The 18718-nt window shown below is 68.7% G+C and carries 17 protein-coding genes and 1 tRNA gene; 10 read left to right on the forward strand and 8 right to left on the reverse strand.

From position 1 onward, the window contains the following. Positions 1 to 12 precede the first annotated feature (12 nt). From rlmH to tenA, 7 genes are all read left to right on the forward strand, one after another. Positions 13 to 495, forward strand: coding sequence for a 23S rRNA (pseudouridine(1915)-N(3))-methyltransferase RlmH (gene rlmH, locus AB6806_RS18415; protein ID WP_370955104.1), 483 nt, complete (start codon positions 13 to 15; stop codon positions 493 to 495). Positions 496 to 509: 14 nt separating this feature from the next. Then, positions 510 to 1853, forward strand: coding sequence for a murein hydrolase activator EnvC family protein (locus tag AB6806_RS18420; RefSeq protein WP_370955105.1), 1344 nt, complete (start codon positions 510 to 512; stop codon positions 1851 to 1853). Then, complete coding sequence (locus AB6806_RS18425) at positions 1853 to 3244, forward strand: S41 family peptidase (RefSeq protein ID WP_112763119.1); 1392 nt, start codon at positions 1853 to 1855, stop codon at positions 3242 to 3244. Before AB6806_RS18420 ends, AB6806_RS18425 begins: the two co-directional genes overlap by 1 nt. Before the next feature lie 121 nt (positions 3245 to 3365). After that, positions 3366 to 4613, forward strand: a complete 1248-nt coding sequence (locus AB6806_RS18430) for a divergent polysaccharide deacetylase family protein (protein ID WP_370955106.1) — start codon at positions 3366 to 3368, stop codon at positions 4611 to 4613. Next, a complete protein-coding gene (locus AB6806_RS18435; RefSeq protein WP_142023051.1) occupies positions 4610 to 5134 on the forward strand; it encodes an RNA pyrophosphohydrolase in 525 nt (174 codons plus the stop codon). Before AB6806_RS18430 ends, AB6806_RS18435 begins: the two co-directional genes overlap by 4 nt. A gap of 136 nt (positions 5135 to 5270) precedes the next feature. Then, entirely contained in the window at positions 5271 to 5915 is a 645-nt protein-coding gene (locus tag AB6806_RS18440) for a TenA family protein (protein WP_370955107.1), read from the forward strand. 1 nt (position 5916) lies between these two features. Continuing rightward, the gene (tenA, locus tag AB6806_RS18445; protein WP_113251932.1) at positions 5917 to 6585 is read left to right on the forward strand and encodes a thiaminase II; all 669 of its coding nucleotides are present in this window, start codon (positions 5917 to 5919) and stop codon (positions 6583 to 6585) included. Between the two features lie 3 nt (positions 6586 to 6588). Here the strand turns inward: tenA and AB6806_RS18450 are convergent, their stop codons facing one another. Next, complete coding sequence (locus AB6806_RS18450; RefSeq protein ID WP_248312605.1) at positions 6589 to 7179, reverse strand: hypothetical protein; 591 nt, start codon at positions 7177 to 7179, stop codon at positions 6589 to 6591. A 176-nt stretch (positions 7180 to 7355) separates the two neighbouring features. After that, a tRNA-Arg gene (locus AB6806_RS18455) sits at positions 7356 to 7432 on the reverse strand. A 28-nt stretch (positions 7433 to 7460) separates the two neighbouring features. On the opposite strand from AB6806_RS18455, the gene AB6806_RS18460 reads away from it, so the two are divergent. Next, positions 7461 to 8252 (forward strand): hypothetical protein, encoded by a 792-nt coding sequence (locus tag AB6806_RS18460; protein ID WP_142023050.1) that lies wholly within the window; start codon positions 7461 to 7463, stop codon positions 8250 to 8252. A 3-nt stretch (positions 8253 to 8255) separates the two neighbouring features. After that, entirely contained in the window at positions 8256 to 9740 is a 1485-nt protein-coding gene (locus AB6806_RS18465; protein WP_142023049.1) for a M48 family metalloprotease, read from the forward strand. A gap of 93 nt (positions 9741 to 9833) precedes the next feature. Here the strand turns inward: AB6806_RS18465 and AB6806_RS18470 are convergent, their stop codons facing one another. The 6 genes from AB6806_RS18470 to AB6806_RS18495 all read right to left on the reverse strand — a co-directional run bounded on the left by AB6806_RS18470 (position 9834) and on the right by AB6806_RS18495 (position 16996). Next, positions 9834 to 10433, reverse strand: a complete 600-nt coding sequence (locus tag AB6806_RS18470) for a CarD family transcriptional regulator (protein WP_038363047.1) — start codon at positions 10431 to 10433, stop codon at positions 9834 to 9836. A gap of 377 nt (positions 10434 to 10810) precedes the next feature. Further along, the gene (fdxA, locus tag AB6806_RS18475) at positions 10811 to 11146 is read right to left on the reverse strand and encodes a ferredoxin FdxA (RefSeq protein ID WP_038363045.1); all 336 of its coding nucleotides are present in this window, start codon (positions 11144 to 11146) and stop codon (positions 10811 to 10813) included. Positions 11147 to 11316: 170 nt separating this feature from the next. Continuing rightward, positions 11317 to 11625 carry an RNA-binding S4 domain-containing protein gene (locus tag AB6806_RS18480; RefSeq protein ID WP_038363042.1) on the reverse strand — a complete coding sequence of 103 codons (309 nt, stop codon included), beginning with the start codon at positions 11623 to 11625 and terminating at the stop codon, positions 11317 to 11319. 20 nt (positions 11626 to 11645) lie between these two features. Next, positions 11646 to 15035: a helicase-related protein gene (locus AB6806_RS18485; RefSeq protein ID WP_370955108.1), complete on the reverse strand. Its 3390-nt coding sequence runs from the start codon at positions 15033 to 15035 to the stop codon at positions 11646 to 11648. A gap of 448 nt (positions 15036 to 15483) precedes the next feature. Then, the gene (locus AB6806_RS18490; RefSeq protein WP_197062748.1) at positions 15484 to 15930 is read right to left on the reverse strand and encodes a MerR family transcriptional regulator; all 447 of its coding nucleotides are present in this window, start codon (positions 15928 to 15930) and stop codon (positions 15484 to 15486) included. A gap of 91 nt (positions 15931 to 16021) precedes the next feature. Continuing rightward, a complete protein-coding gene (locus AB6806_RS18495; protein ID WP_142023048.1) occupies positions 16022 to 16996 on the reverse strand; it encodes a KpsF/GutQ family sugar-phosphate isomerase in 975 nt (324 codons plus the stop codon). 172 nt (positions 16997 to 17168) lie between these two features. Between AB6806_RS18495 and AB6806_RS18500 the strand changes: the two genes are divergently transcribed. Further along, positions 17169 to 18707, forward strand: coding sequence for an outer membrane beta-barrel protein (locus tag AB6806_RS18500; protein ID WP_185748037.1), 1539 nt, complete (start codon positions 17169 to 17171; stop codon positions 18705 to 18707). Positions 18708 to 18718 lie beyond the last annotated feature (11 nt).

An 18718-nucleotide genomic window follows, 5' to 3' on the forward strand; every position in this document is an offset into this window, starting at 1 on the left:
GTCGAAACCCTCATGCGGCTCGCGCTTATTGCGGTCGGCCGGCTCAAGGACGGGCCGGAACGCGAGCTCTGCGAGCGCTACCGCGAGCGCGCGGTGGCGCTCGGCCGGACCATCGGCTTCAGCGGTCCCGAGATCGTCGAATTGCCGGAAAGCCGGGGCCGCCGGCCCGAGGAGCGCAAGCGCGACGAGGGCGAGGCGATCCTCGCCAGGCTCCCGTCGCCCGGGCTGATCGTCGCGCTCGACGAGCGCGGCAAGAATCTCGGCAGCGAAGCCTTCGCCAGCCGCCTCGCTGCCGCGCGCGATGGCGGCATCGCCCATGCCAGCTTCGTCATCGGCGGTGCCGACGGCTTGAGCGAGGCGATCCGCGACCGCGCCGACATCACCCTCGCCTTCGGCGCGCTCACCCTGCCGCACCAGATCGTGCGCGCGCTCGTGCTGGAGCAGGTCTACCGGGCGATGACGATCCTCGCCGGGCACCCCTATCATCGCGTATGACTCGCGCTTAGCCGATGATTCGCACCGCGCTCCCCCGTCTGGGCCTAGCTGCCGCCCTGCTCCTCGGCACGGCATCGCCGTTGCTCGCCCAGAGCGCCACGCCCGATCCGGACGCCTTCCAGCGCGAGGCGATGCAGAAGCTCGTCGAGAAGCAGGCGCGCGAGGCCGAGCTGAAGGCCATCGAGCAGCGCCTCGACGGCAATATCGAAGTCCGCCGCAAGCTCGAAGGCGAGATCGCCGCGATCCGCGCCGACCGCGCCGCGCTCAACAAGGCCCTGCTCGACACGACGGCCCGCACCCAGGCCGGCGAAGAGAAGCTCGGCGACCTCGAGAAGCGGCTCGCTCTGTCGCAATCCAGCGAGGCGGCGATCCGCCGCTCGCTCGAGAGCCGGCGCGGGTTGATCGCCGAGGTATTGGCGGCGCTCCAGCGCATCGGCCGGCGCCCGCCGCCGGCCGTGCTGGTCAGGCCCGAGGATATCCTCGAGGCGGTCAGGGCCTCGATGCTGCTCGGCGCCGTGGTGCCGGACCTGCGGCAGGAGGTCGAGATTCTCGGCACCGACCTCGCCGAGCTGGTGCGGCTGCGCGACAACATCGCCGCGGAGAAGACCCGGATCGGCGCGGAGATGGAGCAGCTCGCGGCCGAGCGCCAGCGCCTGGCATCGCTGATCGAGGCAAGGCGCGAGCGCGAGGCCAGCGCGGCCAAGGATGTCGATGCGCAGAAGGCGCTGGGCGACCAGCTCGCCGGCCAGGCGCGTTCGATGCGCGACTTCGTCGAGAAGATCGAGAAGGAGATCTCCGTCGCGAGCAAGGCGGCGGAAGCGGCCCGCCAGGCGATCGAGCAGGAAACCCGCGAGCAGCGCGAACGCATGACCGCGCTCGCCTTCAAGGACCCGGCCCGGCTCGCCCCCAAGATCGCCTTCGCCGACGCCCGCGGCCTGCTCTCGCTGCCCGCCGCGGGTTCACGATTGCGTGGTTTTGGCGATGCGGACGGCGCCGGCGGCACCACGCGCGGGATTTCACTGGAAACCCGTCCCGGCGCCCTAGTTTCGGCGCCTTCTGACGCTTGGGTGGTGTATGCGGGTCCGTTCCGCTCTTTCGGGCAGCTCTTGATCCTGAATGCCGGCGGCGGATACTACATATTGCTGGCAGGAATGCAGCGCATCGATGTCGCCCTCAACCAGTTCGTGCTCGCCGGCGAGCCGGTTGCGGTGATGGGCGAAACATCGGAAGCTGCGGCGACGACAGTAGGAGTGGGAACCGGCCAGCCGGTCCTGTATATAGAATTCAGAAAAGACGGTGTTTCGGTCGATCCGACGCCGTGGTGGACGAAATCGCAAGGCGAAAAGGTTCGCGGATGATGCGCAAGGTTTCTCTCGTTCTCGCCGGCGCCATCATGGGCGCGGGCCTGACCGGACTGGCTACCCAGACGCGGTTGTTGAGCTCGACCAGCGCCGTTGCCGCCTCGGCCGAGGTCTATCGCAGCCTCAACCTGTTCGGCGACATCTTCGAGAAGATCCGCACCGATTATGTCGACAAGCCCGACGAGCAGAAGCTGATCGAGGCCGCCATCAACGGCATGGTCTCCTCGCTCGACCCGCATTCCTCCTATCTCGACGCCAAGTCCTTCCGCGAGATGGACACCGACATGCGCGGCCAGTTCGGCGGCCTCGGCATCGAGGTGACCATGGAGGACGGCGTCCTCAAGGTCGCCAAGCCGATCAAGGACACGCCCGCCTCCAAGGCCGGCATCCTCGCCAACGACATCATCCGCCAGATCGACGGCACCGAGGTGAAGGGGCTCTCCCTCACCCAGGCGGTCGACAAGATGCGCGGCCTGATCAACACCCAGGTGACGCTGAAGGTCGAGCGCCCCGGCAAGACGGAGCCGCTGGACTTCACCCTGACCCGCCAGACCATCGTCGTTCCGGCGGTTGAGGAGCGCGTCGAGGGCGACATCGCCTATATCCGCATCGGCACCTTCTCCGAGCAGACCTATGACGGCCTGCGCAAGGCGATCGACAAGACCACCAGCGAGATCGGCGCCGACAAGCTCAAGGGCTACATCATCGACCTGCGCAACAACCGCGGCGGGCGCCTCGACCAGTCCGTGCTGGTCTCCGACGCCTTCCTCGAGCGCGGCCGCATCGTCTCGACCCGCGGCCGCAACGCCGAGGAGACGCAGGTCTTCAATGCCAAGTCGGGCGACCTCACCAAGGGCAAGCCGGTCGTCGTGCTGATCAACGGCTCGTCCGCCTCGGCGGCCGAGATCGTCGCCGGCGCCCTGCAGGACCACAAGCGCGCCACGCTGATCGGCACGCGTTCCTTCGGCAAGGGCTCGGTGCAGACCGTGATCCCGCTCGGCTCGAATGGCGGCCTGCGCCTGACCACGGCGCGCTACTACACCCCCTCGGGCAATTCGATCCAGGCCAAGGGCATCACGCCGGACATCGAGGTGCTGCAGGACATCCCGGCCGAGCTCAAGGACAAGCTCGTCGACAACAAGGGCGAAGCCGCGCTCAAGGGCCATCTCAAGGCCGGCGAGGGCGAGGAGCAGTCCGGCTCGAGCTCCTATGTCCCGAACGATCCCAAGAAGGACACGCAGCTCATCGCGGCGATCGACCTGCTTCACGGCGTGAAGAAGGATGCCGCCGCGCTCGCCCAGAAGCCGGCCGAGACCCCGGCCGCAACGCCCGCTCCCGCTCCGGCCGCCCCCGCGGCGCCGGCCACGCCGGAAGCGCCCAAGCCCTGACGAGCGGCCCCGAGCGCGCCTCGGGGCTCGACTGCGGGCGGCTAAGACGACAAGACTAGCGCGCGGACCACTGATTCGGGTCCGCGTCGCAATCTGTTAGGACGGCTGACCTTTGGCCGGAATGCCGCTCACGGACCTCAACCGGCCGCTCGGCCAGGACAAGCCTGCGCGCGTGAACAGGCCGTGGGGGCGCTGGCTTGCGACCGCCGCGGCTGGTTTGGTCGGCACCGTGCTTCTCGGCCTCCTCCTCGTCGTCGCCCTGCGTCGCGACCCCGATGGCGGCGAACCCATGGCCGTCGCGAGCATCGAGAAGCACGCCGCACCGCCCGTCGCCGTCTCGGCCGGCCCGGACCCCGGGACCAATCCCGGTCCGCGCGGTCCCGCCAGCGCCGCGCAGCTCGAGAGCAATGCGGGCGTCACCGTCTACCGCCCGGATTCGGACGCACCCGGCGCCATCGTCATCACCGTTCCCGACGACGCCGGCCCGATCAAGCTCGCCCCCGCCCCCGATGACCGCCTCGTCGAGCGCACGCGCTACGGCCTGCTGCCGAAGACCGCACCGGACGGCGCCACCCCGGCGCAGATCTATGCCCGCCCGCTCGGCCCGGCCCCCGCGACCAAGCCGGCCGGACGGGTGGCGCTGATCGTCGGCGGCCTCGGCATCAGCCAGAGCGGCACGTCGGATGCGATCACGCGGCTGCCGCCACAGGTCTCGCTCGCCTTCGCGCCCTATGGCACCGAGCTGGAGCGCACCGTCCAGCGCGCCCGCGGCGAGGGGCACGAGGTCCTGCTCCAGCTCCCGATGGAGCCCTTCGACTATCCCGACAACGATCCCGGCCCGCATACGCTGCTGACCGGCCCGAAGTCGTCCGACAATCTGGACAAGCTGCACTGGTCGCTCGGCCGCTTCACCGGCTATGTCGGCATCATCAACTTCCTCGGCGGCCGGCTGACGGCGGATGAAGGCGCCCTCTCGCCGATCCTGCGCGATCTCGCCGGGCGCGGGCTCCTGGTCGTCGATGATGGCTCCTCGGCGCGCAGCCAGCTCGCGCCGGCAGCCAGCCGCGCCCAGATCCCGGCGCTCAGGATCGACCGGACCATCGACACGGTGGCGCGCGCCGACGCCATCGACAAGGAGCTCGCCAATCTGGAAGCGATGGCGCGCGACCAGGGCATCGTCGTCGCGGCGGCAAGCGCCCTGCCCGTCTCGATCGAGCGGATCGCGCAATGGGCGCAATCCCTCGAAGCCAAGAAGATCGCGATCGTGCCGGTGAGCGCCGCGCGGGGTTTCCGCAACCCCAAGAGCACAGGCTCGCTCGGCCCAGGCTCGCGCCCCGCAGGCTCTCTCCCGACCGGATCTCCGCGATGACCGACGACGCCCCCGAAGGCTACCGCCCCTGCGTGGGTCTCGCCCTGTTCAATGCCGAAGGCCTCGTCTTCATCGGCCGGCGCGCCGACAAGACCAAGCGCGAGCATGTCGCCCCCGGCCATGCCTGGCAGATGCCGCAAGGCGGCATCGACAAGGGCGAGACGCCGCTGGAAGCCGCCCGGCGCGAATTGCAGGAGGAGACCAACATCACCTCCGTCGAGCTCCTGGCCGAGGCGCCGGGTTGGCTGAGCTACGATCTGCCGGTCGATATCGGCCAGGAGGCCTGGAAAGGCCGCTGGCGCGGCCAGGCGCAGCGCTGGTTCGCCTTCCGCTTCACCGGCTCCGACAGCGAAATCGACATCCTCACGCCCGCCGGCGGCCACAAGGCCGAGTTCGACGCCTGGCGCTGGGCCCCGCTTGCCGAGACGCCGGAGCTGATTATCCCCTTCAAGCAGGGCGTCTACCGTCAGGTCGTCCGCCATTTCGCCCCCTTCGCGAAGGCCGGAACCGCAACCGCCTGACCGCCCACGGCGGCTGCCCTCGCATCTTCGAACTGTTCCAATTTTGCATATGGAACAAAGAGTTGAGCGGAATTCCCGGCGCGCCTAGATTGCCCGGATCCGGCGCTGCCGTGATGCCTGCCCTTCCGGAGACGACATGATGACCGAACGTTTCAGCGAGACCTTGCGGCAGGCGAGCGAGCCGCTCTGGTCGCAGGCGACGGAGCATCGCTTCGTGCGCGAGCTGCTCTCCGGAACGGTCTCCGACGCCGTGATGGCGCGCTACCTGATCCAGGACCACCGCTTTCTCGACGCCTTCCTCACCTTGCTCGGCGCGGCCGTCGCCACCACCGACAGCTTCGAGGCGCGGCTGCGCTTCGGCCGTTTCATCGGCATGGTCTCAGGCGAGGAGAACACCTATTTCCTGCGCGCCTTCGAGGCGCTCGGCGTGACCGCCGCCCAGCGCGAGCAGCGCCCGGACACGCAGGCCACGGCCGGCTTCAAGGCGATCATGCGGGACGCCGCCGCGACCCGCTCCTACGCCGCCGCTCTGGCCGTCCTGAACGTGGCGGAGTGGCTCTATCTCGACTGGGCGACGAAGGCCACGGCGCCGCTGCCGCAGAACTTCGTCCATGCCGAATGGATCACCCTGCACGACAATCCCGACTTCCGCGATTTCGTCGCCTTCCTGCGCGCCGAACTCGACCGCGTCGGCCCGGCCGAAGAGGCGCTGAGCCGCGATTTCTTCCTGCGCGCGGTCGCGCTTGAACTGGCCTTTTTCGACTCCGCCTATGAGCACTGAGATGGATCTCTTCGCGCGATTGAAGGCCGCAGCCAGCAGCGACTGGCAATCTTACGTCGATCACGACTTCGTCCGCCGGATGGGCGCAGGCACCCTGCCGCAGGAGGCCTTCCGCGACTACCTCGTCCAGGATTATCTCTTCCTGATCCAGTTCGCGCGCGCCTATGCGCTGGCGATCTACAAGGGCCGCAGCCTCGCCGATATGCGCGCCGCCAAGGCGGGCCTCGACGCCATCCTCGATGTCGAGATGGATCTGCATGTCCGGCTCTGCGGGCGCTGGGGCCTCTCGCCCGAGGCGATCGAAGCCGCGCCGGAGCATCAGGCCACCATCGCCTATACCCGCTTCGTGCTCGATTGCGGCATGGCGGGCGACCTGCTCGACCTGCATGTCGCGCTTGCCCCTTGCGTCATCGGCTATGCCGAGATCGGCCGCAATCTGGCACCGGACGGCGCCGGGGCGCTTGCCAACCATCCCTATCGCGACTGGATCGGCGAATATGCCGGGGAGACCTATCAGCAGGTCGCCGCAGAAGCCCGCCGCCATCTCGACGATCTCGCCGCGCGCGCGATGACCGAGCGCCGCTTCGCCGAGCTCACCGCCCTCTTCGCCAAGGCCTCGCGGCTGGAGGCCGATTTCTGGCAGATGGCGCTGACCGAGACCGGAAGCTGAATCCTATCCGTGCATGGCGGAGAGGAGGCGGATGATCCAGTAGAACTGATAGACGAGGTGGGTGATAGCGATCGCGATCTGCAGGCGGCGATCCGCCCAGATGCTGCCGACGACGCAGAAGGCCAGCCCGATCGGCACCTGCAGCAGATAATCACCGCTGAGCTGGCTCCAATGGTCGAGCCCCTTGATCAGCGTGTCGACGACGTCGAGCAGGAAGGCGACGGCGAGCAGCCCGAAGAACCAGCGCCGCCGCTTGATGAAGAAATCCTCGTAGCCGGCATATTCCGCGATCGAATCCGGGAAGAGCAGCGCCGCGAGCAGATAAAGCACGACGGCATAGCCGATCAGGAACAGGAAGACGCCGAAGCTCCAGCTCGGGATCCGCGACAGCGCGAACTCCCACCACCAGAACAGCGCCAGTTCGAGCAGGATCGAGCCGACCCAGAGCATGTGCAGCAGCGAGACGCGATTGCGGCCGGGATGCTGGATGAAGCCGGCAATGCCCAGGAGCATGCGGGTGATGCCGAGGCCGATCACCATGCCCATGACGATGCGGACATGGGAGAACAGCTCTTGCGGCGCGACGGTATCCATGCCCCCTGCATAGCTTGCCGGAAACCTGACGCCTAGATCGCCGCGCGCCCTGCCGGGCGCGATAACGGCGATCCATCTGCCTGGTGTGGCATCGGATGGTTCGGGAAAAGCGGATTTCGCCGTCCGGCCCGATGCCATGGCCGAGCCGATTCCCAGATGGGAACAGGAGGGTAAAATGGCGTCCCGGAAGGGATTCGAACCCCTGACCTACGGTTTAGGAAACCGTTGCTCTATCCTGCTGAGCTACCGGGACGCACGAAACTCCCTGTAGCATAACCACGATGACGGTGAAGCCCCTTCTTCTCGGCCTGTGGCTCCTCGGCGCCCTGCCGCTTGCCGCCCGCTCGGCCACGCCCTGCGGCGTCGAGGCGGTCGAGACGGTGCCGGCACGCCTCTCGGGCTTCGACGCCGCCGGCGATCCGCTCCTGGCCGATGGCCGCGCCTTGCGGCTGGTCGGCCTGGCACCTCGCCAGGATGCGGCGGAGGATGCCCGTTTCCGATCCGGGCTCGCGCCCTTTCTCGGCCGCGACATCCTGCTTGCGATCACCGGCGAGAAGGATCGCTGGGGTCGCTGGCCGGCCCGCCTCTTCGTCGAGGCCGCGCCCGGTGCCGGGCGCGAAGAGATCGCGCAACTGCTCCAGAAGAGCGGCGCCGCCCTGCCCTTGGCAGAAGCGCAGGTAGCGCGTTGCGCGCCCGGCCCCACCGCGATTCAGACAAAGGTAACCTCTGCCTCGCAAGTTTTGCCGCCGGCGGCCCAAGGTTTGACGCCGCTGGCGATCGACGGTCATGATCTCGCCGCCGTCAAGGGGCAGGAGGGGCGCTACGTCATGCTGGAAGGCCGGATCGCGTCCGTGGGCGAGCGCTCGCAGCGGACCTATCTGAACTTTTCGCGCCGGCCCGGGGAGGCGGCCTCGATCGTTCTGTCACGCAAGCTCTGGCGCGAACTGAAGGAGGCGGGCTGGACCCCGGCTGCACTCGGCGGTAAACGCCTGCGAGCCTATGGCGTGCTCGCGGGCCGCGGTGGCCTTCTGCTCGAAGTCACCTCGCACGCCGCGCTGGAACTGATCGACTGAGGGATGCGGAAAGTCTGGCCAACACGGTTCGCAGGACGGGGCAAGCGGCTCGGCGCCCTTGCCCTCGCGCTGCTGCTCGCCGGGTGCTTCGGCGACCAGACCTCCGTGCTGCCGGCCAGCATGTCGGGCGACGGCGAGATCGCGCCGCGCATCAGCCCCGTCCAGCGCGCCTCCGACCAGGAGCATCAGCGCCTGCTCGCGGCCTTCGGCGGGGAATATCGCGCGCCGCGCACCAAGGCCGCGCTCGACGACATCGTCCAGCGCCTCGCCAAGACCAGCGACGGCCAGATCGGCGCCTATGAGATCACCATCCTGAACTCGCCGGCGGTCAACGCCTTCGCTCTGCCCAACGGCCGGCTCTACGTCACGCGCGGCCTGCTGGCGCTCGCCAACGACACCTCCGAGATTGCCTCGGTCCTCGCCCATGAGATCGGGCACGTTACCGCCCAGCATGCGGTCCAGCGCGCCGAGAAGGAGGCGGAATCGGCCCTGGTCAACCAGGTCGTCTCGCAGGTGCTCAAGGATCCGAACCAGAGCGCCGCGGTCCAGGCGGGCTCGAAGCTCTCCCTCGCCCGCTTCTCGCGCCAGCAGGAATTCGAGGCCGACAAGATCAGCGTCACCAGCCTCGCCCGCGCCGGATACGACCCTTACGGCGCGAGCCGCTTCCTCAACACGCTCGGCCGCAACACTGCCTTCCGCAACAGCGGGCAGCAGCAGCAGAGCGCGGAGGACAAGCGCCTCGACATGCTCGCGACCCATCCGCAGACGCCGGAGCGCATCGCCGCCGTCACCGCCGCCGCGCGCCAGATCGCCGCGCCGGGCCTGGGCGAGCACGATGCCGGCCGCTGGCTGACCGCCATCGACGGCCTCGCCTATGGCGACGATCCGCGCGACGGCGTGGTGCGCGGCCGGCGCTATGTGAACAGCTCGCTGCGCATCTCCTTCTCGGCGCCGGACGGCTTCAGCCTCGAAGCGGCGCAGGACATGGTCATCGGCGTCAGCGCCAATGGCGCGCAGGCCCTGCGCTTCGACTCCGTGACGCTCAAGCCCGACCAGACGCTCGAATCCTATGTCGCGGCCGGTTGGATCGAGGGTGTCGAGACAACCGGAATCGAGAAGATCGAGATGGGCGGGCAGCCCGCCGTCATCGCCCATGGCAAGGGCACGGATTGGACGTTCCGTCTGGCGGCCGTGCAGTTCGGCGACCGCGTCTACCGCTTCATCCTGGCAGCGCGCGGCGCCGCCGATCCGGAACGCCCGATGCGCAGCATCGTCGAGAGCTTCCGGGCCCTGACGCCGGCCGAGGCGCAGACCGCCCGGCCGCTGCGCATCCGTATCGTCAACGCGGCGCCGGGCGACACGGTGGCGAGCATGGCGGAGCGCATGCCGGAGCAGGACCGGCCGGCCGAGCTCTTCCAGCTCCTGAACGGGTTCGACCGCGCCGCCGCGCTCACACCCGGCCAGCGCTACAAGGTCATCGGCGAGTAGCGGGCGCCTTCACCCGTCATTGCGAGGGCTCGGCAAACAAAAAACCCGGCGGTCGCCCGCCGGGTTCGCATTCCGGGATCCGACAGGAACGGCTCAGGCCGCTTCTTCCTGCAGATCGTCGTTGTCGCCTTCGAGCTCGGCATCCGCCTCGACGGCCTCGCCCTTGCCGACCCGGCGCGGCGACTTGGCGAGCTGGCCCTCGATCTTCTTGAGCGCCTCGATCTCGGTGACGTCGTCGACGACCGCGATCTCGCGAACCATGCGGTCGAGGGCGGCTTCATAGAGCTGGCGCTCGGAATAGGACTGCTCGGGCTGGGCCTCGGAGCGATAGAGATCGCGCACCACCTCGGCGATGGCGACGAGATCGCCCGAATTGATCTTCGCCTCGTATTCCTGCGCGCGGCGCGACCACATGGTGCGCTTGACGCGGGCGCGGCCGGTGAGAGTGGTCAGCGCCTTGGCGACGGCTTCGGCATCGGCGAGCTTGCGCAGCCCGACGCTGATGGCTTTGGCGGTGGGAACGCGCAGGGTCATCTTGTCCTTGGCAAAGCTGACCACGAACAGCTCGAGCTTGAAGCCGGCGACTTCCTGCTCTTCGATCGCCGTGATCTGTCCGACGCCATGGGACGGATAGACGACGTATTCGCCCGTCTTGAAACCCTGGCGCACAGCAGCTTTCTTCACCGTAGACATGCCGTTACGACTCCTGACCGGCCCGCCGTGGCGGGCGCGCGATGATCCGTCCCCGTCCGGATGGCCGGGGACATTCCGCCTGACGCGACGCGGTGATGCGGCGCTTCACGCTCCCTCAGTCGATTGGTTCATCTCGCCCACAGAAGCGAACAACGGATTGTTCCGGCGAAAAGCCGCCGGCCCTTCATGTTGCACGCGATCTTTGGGAACGCCCCGTTTGTGAAAACCTCGCAGGGGGCATGCGGAACGAATTCGACTGAGTTTGTGTGTAGCACAAAAAACACGCCGAATCAAAGGTAAACGCGGGCAACCATCCGCCGCCATGCGCGCGGCACGGTCATGGTTAACGCAGAACGGACCGTCCGAAGCGGCGAAAATCAGTCGCCTTCGCCCGGTTCGGGCGAGAACATCTCGAGCTTGCCGGCGACCCCGTCGAACGCCTTCGCATCGGCCGGGGCGTCCTTCTTCTGCGTGATGTTCGGCCAGCTCGCAGCGTATTTGGTGTTGAGCTGCAGCCAGCTTTCGAGGCCGGGCTCGGTGTCGGGCTTGATCGCTTCGGCCGGGCATTCCGGTTCGCAGACGCCGCAATCGATGCATTCGTCGGGGTGGATGACGAGCATGTTCTCGCCTTCATAGAAGCAGTCGACCGGGCAAACCTCGACGCAATCCATGTACTTGCACTTGATGCAGTTCTCGGTGACCACATAGGTCATGGGCCGGCCCTTCCAACACTTCTAAACAACCTCATAAACCCCCGACAGGCGCAGGTTTCAAGATTGTTTTCGCCGGGCTCGGCAGAAGACTTTGCCCTTCCGGCATCCACTGGGAGAAATTCGTTCGCCGCATGGCCGCATATCGATCCTGCGGGCGATAGCGGCCGGATTTAGTCGCCTCCCTCGCCCTCCGCAAGAGAGGGATCGTCGCCGCCTTCGTCGAGGCGCTCATAGAGGAGCCTCGCCGTCTCGAACGGGCCCCGGCGCTCGGCGAAGGCCAGGATCCGCACGACGACGGTGGCGTGCGGCAAGGCGAGCGTCAGCACGTCCCCCAGCTTGAGCCCCTGTGCGGGGTTCTCGGCGCGCCGCCCCGCAATGCGGACATGGCCGTCTTCCACCAGACGCACGGCCGCCGGCCGCGTTCGCGCGAAGCGCGCGAAGCAGAGCCATTTGTCGAGGCGTTGACGATGCTCCCGCAACGGCTACGCCTCCCCGGGTCCTAGGTCTTGCTGCCTTCGAGCTGCGCCTTGAGCGCGGCCAGCTTGGCGAAGGGCGAATCGGGATCGGGCTCGCGATTGGCCGGGCGCGGGCGCTGCGGCTGCTGGAAGCGCTCTCCCCCACGCTCCTCGCGGCGCGGGCCGCCGGGGCGACCGTCGCGCTTGAAGTCGGGGCGCGGGCCGCGACCGCCCTCGGGGCGACCCTGCCGCGGCTGATCCTCGCGACGCGGACGCTCATCGGAGCGCGGACGCTCGTCACGGCGGGGGCGCTGATCCTGGTTCGGACGTTCCTGGCGCTGAGCGGCACCCTCGCCCACTGCCGCGGCAGCCGGACGATTCTCGGGCCGCCCGTCGCGACGCGGGCCGCCGGGGCGCCCCTCGCGCTGCGGACGGTCACCGCCACGGCGCTCGCCCTCGCGGCGCGGGCCGTCCTGCCGGCCGCGCTGAGCATGCTCGGGCCGGCGCCCACCCTGGTGGCGATGCGGCCGCCAGATCTCGATGAGCTCGGGCTCGGCCGGCGCGGCTTCGGCAGCGGTTTCGGCCTCCGCGGCTGCATCCGCAACCTCAGCCGACGGCGCGGCAGGCAGGGCCGAGAGCGCATCGGCCGGCACGGGCTCGCGCACCGCGTCGAGCTCGGTTTCGGTGAGGATAGGCGTATCCGCCGTCTCGACGGCGGGCGCTTCGGAGACACGCGTCTCGCCCTCCGCCAGCGCACCCTCGTTCAGGGCCTCGGCCGGTTCGACGACGGCAGCGGCTTCCTCGGAAGCGTCCGCCGACACCGCGCCATCGGCCGGCACGGCCTCGTCGGCAGCGGCCCCGACCGGCGTCTCGCCGGCAGCGTCATCGGCCGTCTCGTCGCTCGCCTTCGCCTCGACCGGCTTGGCCGGCTCGGTGGCGGCCGGCGGCGGCGCCAGCGGCACGGTGATCGCGGGGCCCGGACGCTTCACCGAGACATAGCCGAGCGAGCGCAGGATCGAGGCGAAATCCTCGCCGGCGCAGCCGACGAGCGAGGTCATCGCGCCGGTGACGACGAAGCCGTCCTGATCGGCGCTGCCGGCCGGCGGCGTGCCCTGCGTGGCGCCGGGACGATAGGCGATCGCCGGGCGGATCAGGTCCGCGAGGCGTTCCAGAATGTCGACGCGCACCGCCCGCTCGCCGCAGACGCGATAGCCCGCCGCCCGGTAGAGCCCCTTCGGCACGGCCTTGTCGACCGGGAAGGAGGTGCGGCCGGACGCCGCGAGATGGGCGATGTCGTCGAGCCCCGCCGTCTCCGGTCCGCCATGCTTCAGCGCCCAGAGCTGGGCGGCGAGCGCACGCGGCGCCGGCTTCAGCAGGGCGGGCATGTAGATGTGGAAGGCCCCGAAGCGGATGCCGAGCTGGCGCAGCGCCGCCCGGCCCTCCTGATCGAGCGCCTTCATCTCCTCGCCGACCTTCGAACGCTCGAGCACGCCGAGCGCCTCGGCCGTCTGGTAGGCGATGCCGCGAGCGATGCCAGCGACGTTCTCGGCCGCCTCCAGGATCTGGATCGCGCCGAGCAGGCGGGTGACGTGATTCTTCAGCCAGAGCGTGAGGCGCGCCTCGACCTGCTCGCGCGCAGCCCCGTTGAGATGCTCCTCGACCAGCAGGCGAAGCCGCGGCTCCAGCACCTTCTCGCCGGCGACGAGGCGCGCCACAGGCTCGCCCGTCCAGCGCACGAGCCCGTCATGCGAGAGCAGGAAGGCGTCGTCGCCCGCCAGCACGACGCGCGCGGCCCGGGCCTCGATCTCGGAACCGAGCGCCTTCATGGCCGCGAGGTTCAGAGCCTTGACCTCCGACCCGCCCGCCTTCGGGTCCGCCGTGAAGCGGAAGCCCTGCAGCATTCCCACATGCTGGCCCTCGACGAGCACGTCGCCCGTCGCAGTGACCTCAGCCTCCAACATCGCATTCTCCCGCAAGCGGCGCATCAGGACACTGGTGCGCCGATCGACAAATCGGTGGGCCAGACGCTCATGCAGAGCATCCGACAGCTTGTCCTCTACAAGACGCGCCATGCCCTGCCAATGCTCAGGATCAGGTAACCAGTCGGGCCGGTTGGCGACATAGGTCCAGGTCCGGACCTGCGCGATGCGGGCGGAGAGCGTGTCGATCTCGCCATCGGTGCGGTCGAGCGAGCCGAGTTGCGCCGCATACCAGTCGGCATCGAGCCGGCCATGGCGCATCAGCCTGAGATAAAGCGTCGTCGCCAGATCGGCATGCTGCATCGGCGAGATCTTGCGGTAATCGGGCAGGCCGCAGACCTCCCAGAGCCGCTCCACCGCAGCCCGGCCATGCGCCAGCGGCGCGATGTCGGGGTCCCTGGCCAGGATTTCCAGCGTCGTCATGTCCTCGGCGATCAGCGCCCGCGTCAGCCCCTGCTCGGAAGGCTGGATGTTCAGCGTGTCTAGGAGGCCGCCGACCGAGCGCAGGTCGAGATCGGAATTGCGCCACTGCATCTGGCGGATCGGCTCGAAGCGGTGATTCTCGATCGCATCCACCAGCTCAGCGTCGAAGGGCGGGCAGCGCCCGCTGGTGCCGAAGGTGCCGTCGCGCAGATGCCGCCCGGCCCGGCCGGCGATCTGGCCGAACTCGGCCGGGTTGAGCTTGCGGAAATGATGGCCGTCGAATTTCTTGTCCGCCGCGAAGGCGATGTGGTTGACGTCGAGATTGAGCCCCATGCCGATCGCGTCGGTGGCGACGAGATAATCGACATCGCCGGACTGGTAGATCTCGACCTGGGCATTGCGCGTACGCGGTGACAACGCCCCCAGCACGACCGCCGCCCCGCCCTTCTGCCGGCGGATCAATTCGGCGATGGCGTAGACCTCCTCCACCGAGAAGGCGACGATCGCCGAGCGCGGCGGCAGACGGGTGATCTTGCGGTCGCCGGCGAAGGTGAGCTGCGACAGGCGTGGGCGCGTGACGACATTGACGCCCGGCATGAGCTGCTCGATCAGCGGACGCATCGTCCCGGCACCGATCAGCATCGTCTCGGCCCGGCCGCGCCGGTTCAGGAGCCTGTCGGTGAAGACATGGCCGCGGTCGAGATCGGCGGCGAGCTGGATCTCGTCGATCGCGACGAAATCGACGGCGAGATCGCGCGGCATCGCCTCGACGGTGCAGACCCAGAAGCGCGGCCGCTCCGGCTTGATCTTCTCCTCGCCGGTGACGAGGGCGACGGCCTCCGGCCCGACCTTGTCGACGACCCGTTGATAGACCTCGCGCGCCAGCAGGCGCAGCGGCAGGCCGATCATCCCGGTGGGATGGGCGACCATGCGCTCGATGGCGAGATGGGTCTTGCCGGTATTGGTGGGTCCGAGCACCGCGGTGACGCTGTTGGCGCGGGCGGCGGGAGGCAACGAACGAAAGAGCTGCAAGGCGAAGGGCCGATCATCTCGTCCATCCGGGCGACACCAGCTCGACGCGAGCCTCAGCCGTCCGGGCGGGTGCGTGAACTGAAATCAGGAACGGGTCTCGTCGGAACGACTCCGGCAGGAAGAACTCCGGCAAGAACGACTCCGGAACGAAGCAAGCCCGAATCGCTGACTCCCGGAGAATCGGGGTTTGTTCCCCTCGCCGGGCCGGAAGCCCGCCGACAAACGCAATACCGGCATCGCCCGCCCTCTTGCCAACCCGAAAACTGGACGACGAGGCCGTCCGGCACAGTTCCTATTTAAGGCTTTCCGGCGCGGAAACGAGAGGCAATCGACATCGAGCTCCACCCGATGAAAACGCACGGTCATCCCCGACAAGCGGCAAAGCCGCGCCGATCCGGGATGACGGCCGCTGTTCTGGCCGGCTGAAGCTTCACATCGCCAGACCGCCTCAATGGCGGGCGTGATCGCATTGGCCGTGATCGGCCAGCGCCTCGATGATGGCGCAATCGCAGGCGGCGACGCCGCCCGAGCAGGTGGTCGCGATCCGCTCCAGCTCCTTTTCCAGCGAGCGCAGCCTGGCGATCTTGTCGCGCACCTCTTCGAGATGACCGGCGGAGATCGCATGCGCCTCGTCGCAGGCCATGCCGGGCGTGTCGGAGAGCCTGAGCAGCGTGCGAATATTGTCCACCGCGAAGCCGAGATCGCGCGCATGCTTGATGAAGGCGAGCCGCTCGGCATGACGCCGGCCATAACGGCGCTGGTTGCCCTCGGAACGCTCCGGCGGCGGCAAAAGCCCGACCTGCTCGTAATAGCGGATGGTCTCGACCTTGACGCCGGTGCGCTCCGCCAGCGCGCCGATGGGCATCACGCGTTCGAGTCGTGCCGTCGCAGCCATCGCAACCTCCAAAGCTATAGTTTCTGGAGCTTTAGATAGATGGCCGCGCGCCGCTGACAAGGGCATCCCGGCCCCGGAACGACGTCGCGGCTCAGGCGACGCCCATCGCCAGCAGGTCGTGGACATGGACGAGCCCGACCGGCCGCTCCTGTTCGTCCACGACGATCAGCGCGGTGATCCGGCTGCGATTGACCAGCTCCAACGCTTCGACGGCGAGCGCATCCGGGCCGATGCGACGGGGATTCAGCGTCATGATATCGCGCGCCCTGAGCGCGGCACCACCTGCCATCGTCGCCTTGCGGCGCAGATCACCATCGGTGACCACGCCCGCAAGCTTGCCATCGATATCCATCACGATCGCACAGCCGAAGCCCTTGGCTGATATCATCGCGATGACATCGGGCAGCAAGGTATCGAGCCCCACGAGCGACAGCTCCGCGCCGCGATGCATGATGCTCTCGACCGTCTTGAGCTGCGCGCCGAGCTTGCCGCCGGGGTGGTAGACGAAGAAATCCTGCCGCGAGAAGCCGCGCGCCTCCAGCAGCGCCACCGCCAGCGCATCGCCGAGTGCGATCTGCATGGTGGTCGAGGTGGTCGGCGCGAGCCCGTTGGGGCAGGCCTCGGTCGCCTTGGGCAGGATCAGCGCGACATCCGCCTCCTTGCCGAGCGTGCTCTCGGGATTCGCGGTGAAGGCGATCAGCCCGACGCGGAAGCGGCGGGTATAGCCGACGAGCGCGGCAAGCTCCGCCGTCTCGCCCGACCAGGACAGCGCGATCACCACATCCTCCGGCCTGACCATGCCGAGATCGCCATGACTCGCCTCGGCCGGGTGGACGAAATGGGCGGGCGTGCCGGTCGAGGCCAGGGTCGCGGCGAGCTTGCGCCCGACATGGCCGGACTTGCCCATGCCGGAGACGATCACGCGGCCGCTCGCGGCCAGGATCATCGCGACGGCCTCGGTGAAGGGCTGCCCGAGCCCGTCGGCGAGGGCGGCATGGAGCGTGTCGAGCCCGGCCCGTTCCGTGGCGATGGTGCGGAGCGCCGAGGCGCGGATGTTTTCGGTCATGGCGCGCGCTCTAGCACGGGGCGATGCGGGATTTCCACCGCCGCGGCGATCGTGGCCGGCGCGTTGACGGCTCCTTAACCCTGTTCGTTCTAACTGCGTTAACCATGCGCCCTCTGCCGGGCGCGCCAGCCATTGCTGTCACCTGTTGCTGCCCTGGAGCCCCGCGAAGCCCGTGTCAGGCCGCGCCAAGATCCTGCTTCTGTCCGGCTCCGCGCTGGCGGCCCTGGCGCTCGGCTGCCTGCCGGCGGGCGCGCAGCAGGCGCCGCGCGCCGGGCTCAGGACGGGAACGCCGGCTTATGTCGCGCAGCCTCCCGCGCCGCCGGAACAGCCGCTCACGCCCGCCACCCCCGATCCGCAGGCGATCCGCGATCCGGCCTCCCTCGTCCAGGGCCAGCCTTCCGCCATCTCCGGGCGCCAGCCGCCGCGTGCCAGCCGACCGCTGCAGCCGCCGGCCCTGCGCGGCACCACGCAGCGCCAGTTCCGCCCGCCGCAACCGCCTGTCGCGGTCTTGCCCGCGCCGGAAGCGGCCTTGCCGCCTCCCCCGCGCCGGCGCCGCGCGAGCACCGATGACGATCCCTGGGCGCCGCTCGGCCTGCGGCTGGGCGCGGTCACGCTGAAGCCGGCGATCACCGGCTCGACCGGCTACGACACCAACCCGCAGCGCAGCGCCACGCCCGGCACCAAGGGCTCGGTCTTCCAGCGCTACGACGCGGAAGTGGAGGTGCAGTCCGACTGGAACGTGCATGAGCTCAAGGGCAAGCTGCGCGCCGGCTACATGGATTACTTCAGTGACCGGAACGCCTCGCGCCCCGATGCCGAGGGCAATCTCGACCTCAGGCTCGACGCCACGCGCGACACCCACATCCTCCTCGAATCGCGCCTCAAGCTCGACACCCAGCGCCCCGGCTCGCCGGACCTGAACGCCAATGTCCAGGGCCGCCCGCAGGTCTGGCAATATGGCGGCTCGGCCGGCGTGACGCAGGACTTCAACCGCCTGCAGCTCACCTTGCGCGGCTCGGCCGACCGCAGCGACTTCGAGGATGCCAGGCTGACGAGCGGTGCGATCCTCTCCCAGAAGGACCGCAACATGACCGATTACGGCCTGCGCCTACGCGCGGCCTATGAGGTCACGCCCGGCTTCAAGCCCTATGTCCAGGCCGAGATCGACCGGCGCGATTTCGACGAGAAGACCGATTCGAGCGGCTATATGCGCTCCTCCGACGGCATCACCGGCAGCATCGGCTCGACCTTCGAGTTCAGCCAGCAGCTCAAGGGCGAGGTCTCGGGCGGCTACCAGAACCGACGCTACGAGGATAACAGGCTGAAGGACCTGCGCGGCTTCGTCGGCGACGCCTCGATCCTCTGGTCGCCGACCCCGCTGACCACGGTGACGCTGCGCGGCACCGCCCAGCTCGGCGACACCACCATCGCCGGCTCGTCGGGCACGACGATGCGGCGCGCGACGCTGGAGATCGCCCACGCGCTGCGCCGCAACCTCACGCTCACCGGCTTCACCAATTTCAGCCGCACGGAATATGAGGGCCAGGGCCTGCGCGAGGACTACCTGAATGTCGGCGCGCGGATCGAATACAAGCTGACCCGCACCTTCGCGATCCGCGCGAGCTTCACCCATGAGCGGCTGAACTCGACGGCGGTGGGATCGGACTACACCGCGAATGTCTCGCAGGTGGGCTTGAGGGTGCAGTTCTAGTCGCCGCGGCG

The organism is Allobosea sp. RCC_152_1, from assembly GCF_041360765.1.
Taxonomy (GTDB): domain Bacteria; phylum Pseudomonadota; class Alphaproteobacteria; order Rhizobiales; family Beijerinckiaceae; genus Allobosea; species Allobosea spartocytisi.

Excerpts from the sequence above, each read along its gene's own strand:
- AB6806_RS18440 (WP_370955107.1), top strand. The coding sequence starts at position 5,271 with ATGATGACCGAACGTTTCAGCGAGACCTTGCGGCAGGCGAGCGAGCCG.
- AB6806_RS18425 (WP_112763119.1), top strand. The coding sequence starts at position 1,853 with ATGCGCAAGGTTTCTCTCGTTCTCGCCGGCGCCATCATGGGCGCGGGC.
- AB6806_RS18495 (WP_142023048.1), bottom strand. The coding sequence starts at position 16,996 with ATGACCGAAAACATCCGCGCCTCGGCGCTCCGCACCATCGCCACGGAA.
- fdxA (WP_038363045.1), bottom strand. The coding sequence starts at position 11,146 with ATGACCTATGTGGTCACCGAGAACTGCATCAAGTGCAAGTACATGGAT.
- AB6806_RS18460 (WP_142023050.1), top strand. The coding sequence starts at position 7,461 with ATGACGGTGAAGCCCCTTCTTCTCGGCCTGTGGCTCCTCGGCGCCCTG.
- AB6806_RS18490 (WP_197062748.1), bottom strand. The coding sequence starts at position 15,930 with ATGGCTGCGACGGCACGACTCGAACGCGTGATGCCCATCGGCGCGCTG.
- AB6806_RS18430 (WP_370955106.1), top strand. The coding sequence starts at position 3,366 with ATGCCGCTCACGGACCTCAACCGGCCGCTCGGCCAGGACAAGCCTGCG.
- AB6806_RS18450 (WP_248312605.1), bottom strand. The coding sequence starts at position 7,179 with ATGGATACCGTCGCGCCGCAAGAGCTGTTCTCCCATGTCCGCATCGTC.
- AB6806_RS18470 (WP_038363047.1), bottom strand. The coding sequence starts at position 10,433 with ATGTCTACGGTGAAGAAAGCTGCTGTGCGCCAGGGTTTCAAGACGGGC.
- AB6806_RS18465 (WP_142023049.1), top strand. The coding sequence starts at position 8,256 with ATGCGGAAAGTCTGGCCAACACGGTTCGCAGGACGGGGCAAGCGGCTC.
- AB6806_RS18435 (WP_142023051.1), top strand. The coding sequence starts at position 4,610 with ATGACCGACGACGCCCCCGAAGGCTACCGCCCCTGCGTGGGTCTCGCC.
- tenA (WP_113251932.1), top strand. The coding sequence starts at position 5,917 with ATGGATCTCTTCGCGCGATTGAAGGCCGCAGCCAGCAGCGACTGGCAA.
- AB6806_RS18420 (WP_370955105.1), top strand. The coding sequence starts at position 510 with ATGATTCGCACCGCGCTCCCCCGTCTGGGCCTAGCTGCCGCCCTGCTC.
- rlmH (WP_370955104.1), top strand. The coding sequence starts at position 13 with ATGCGGCTCGCGCTTATTGCGGTCGGCCGGCTCAAGGACGGGCCGGAA.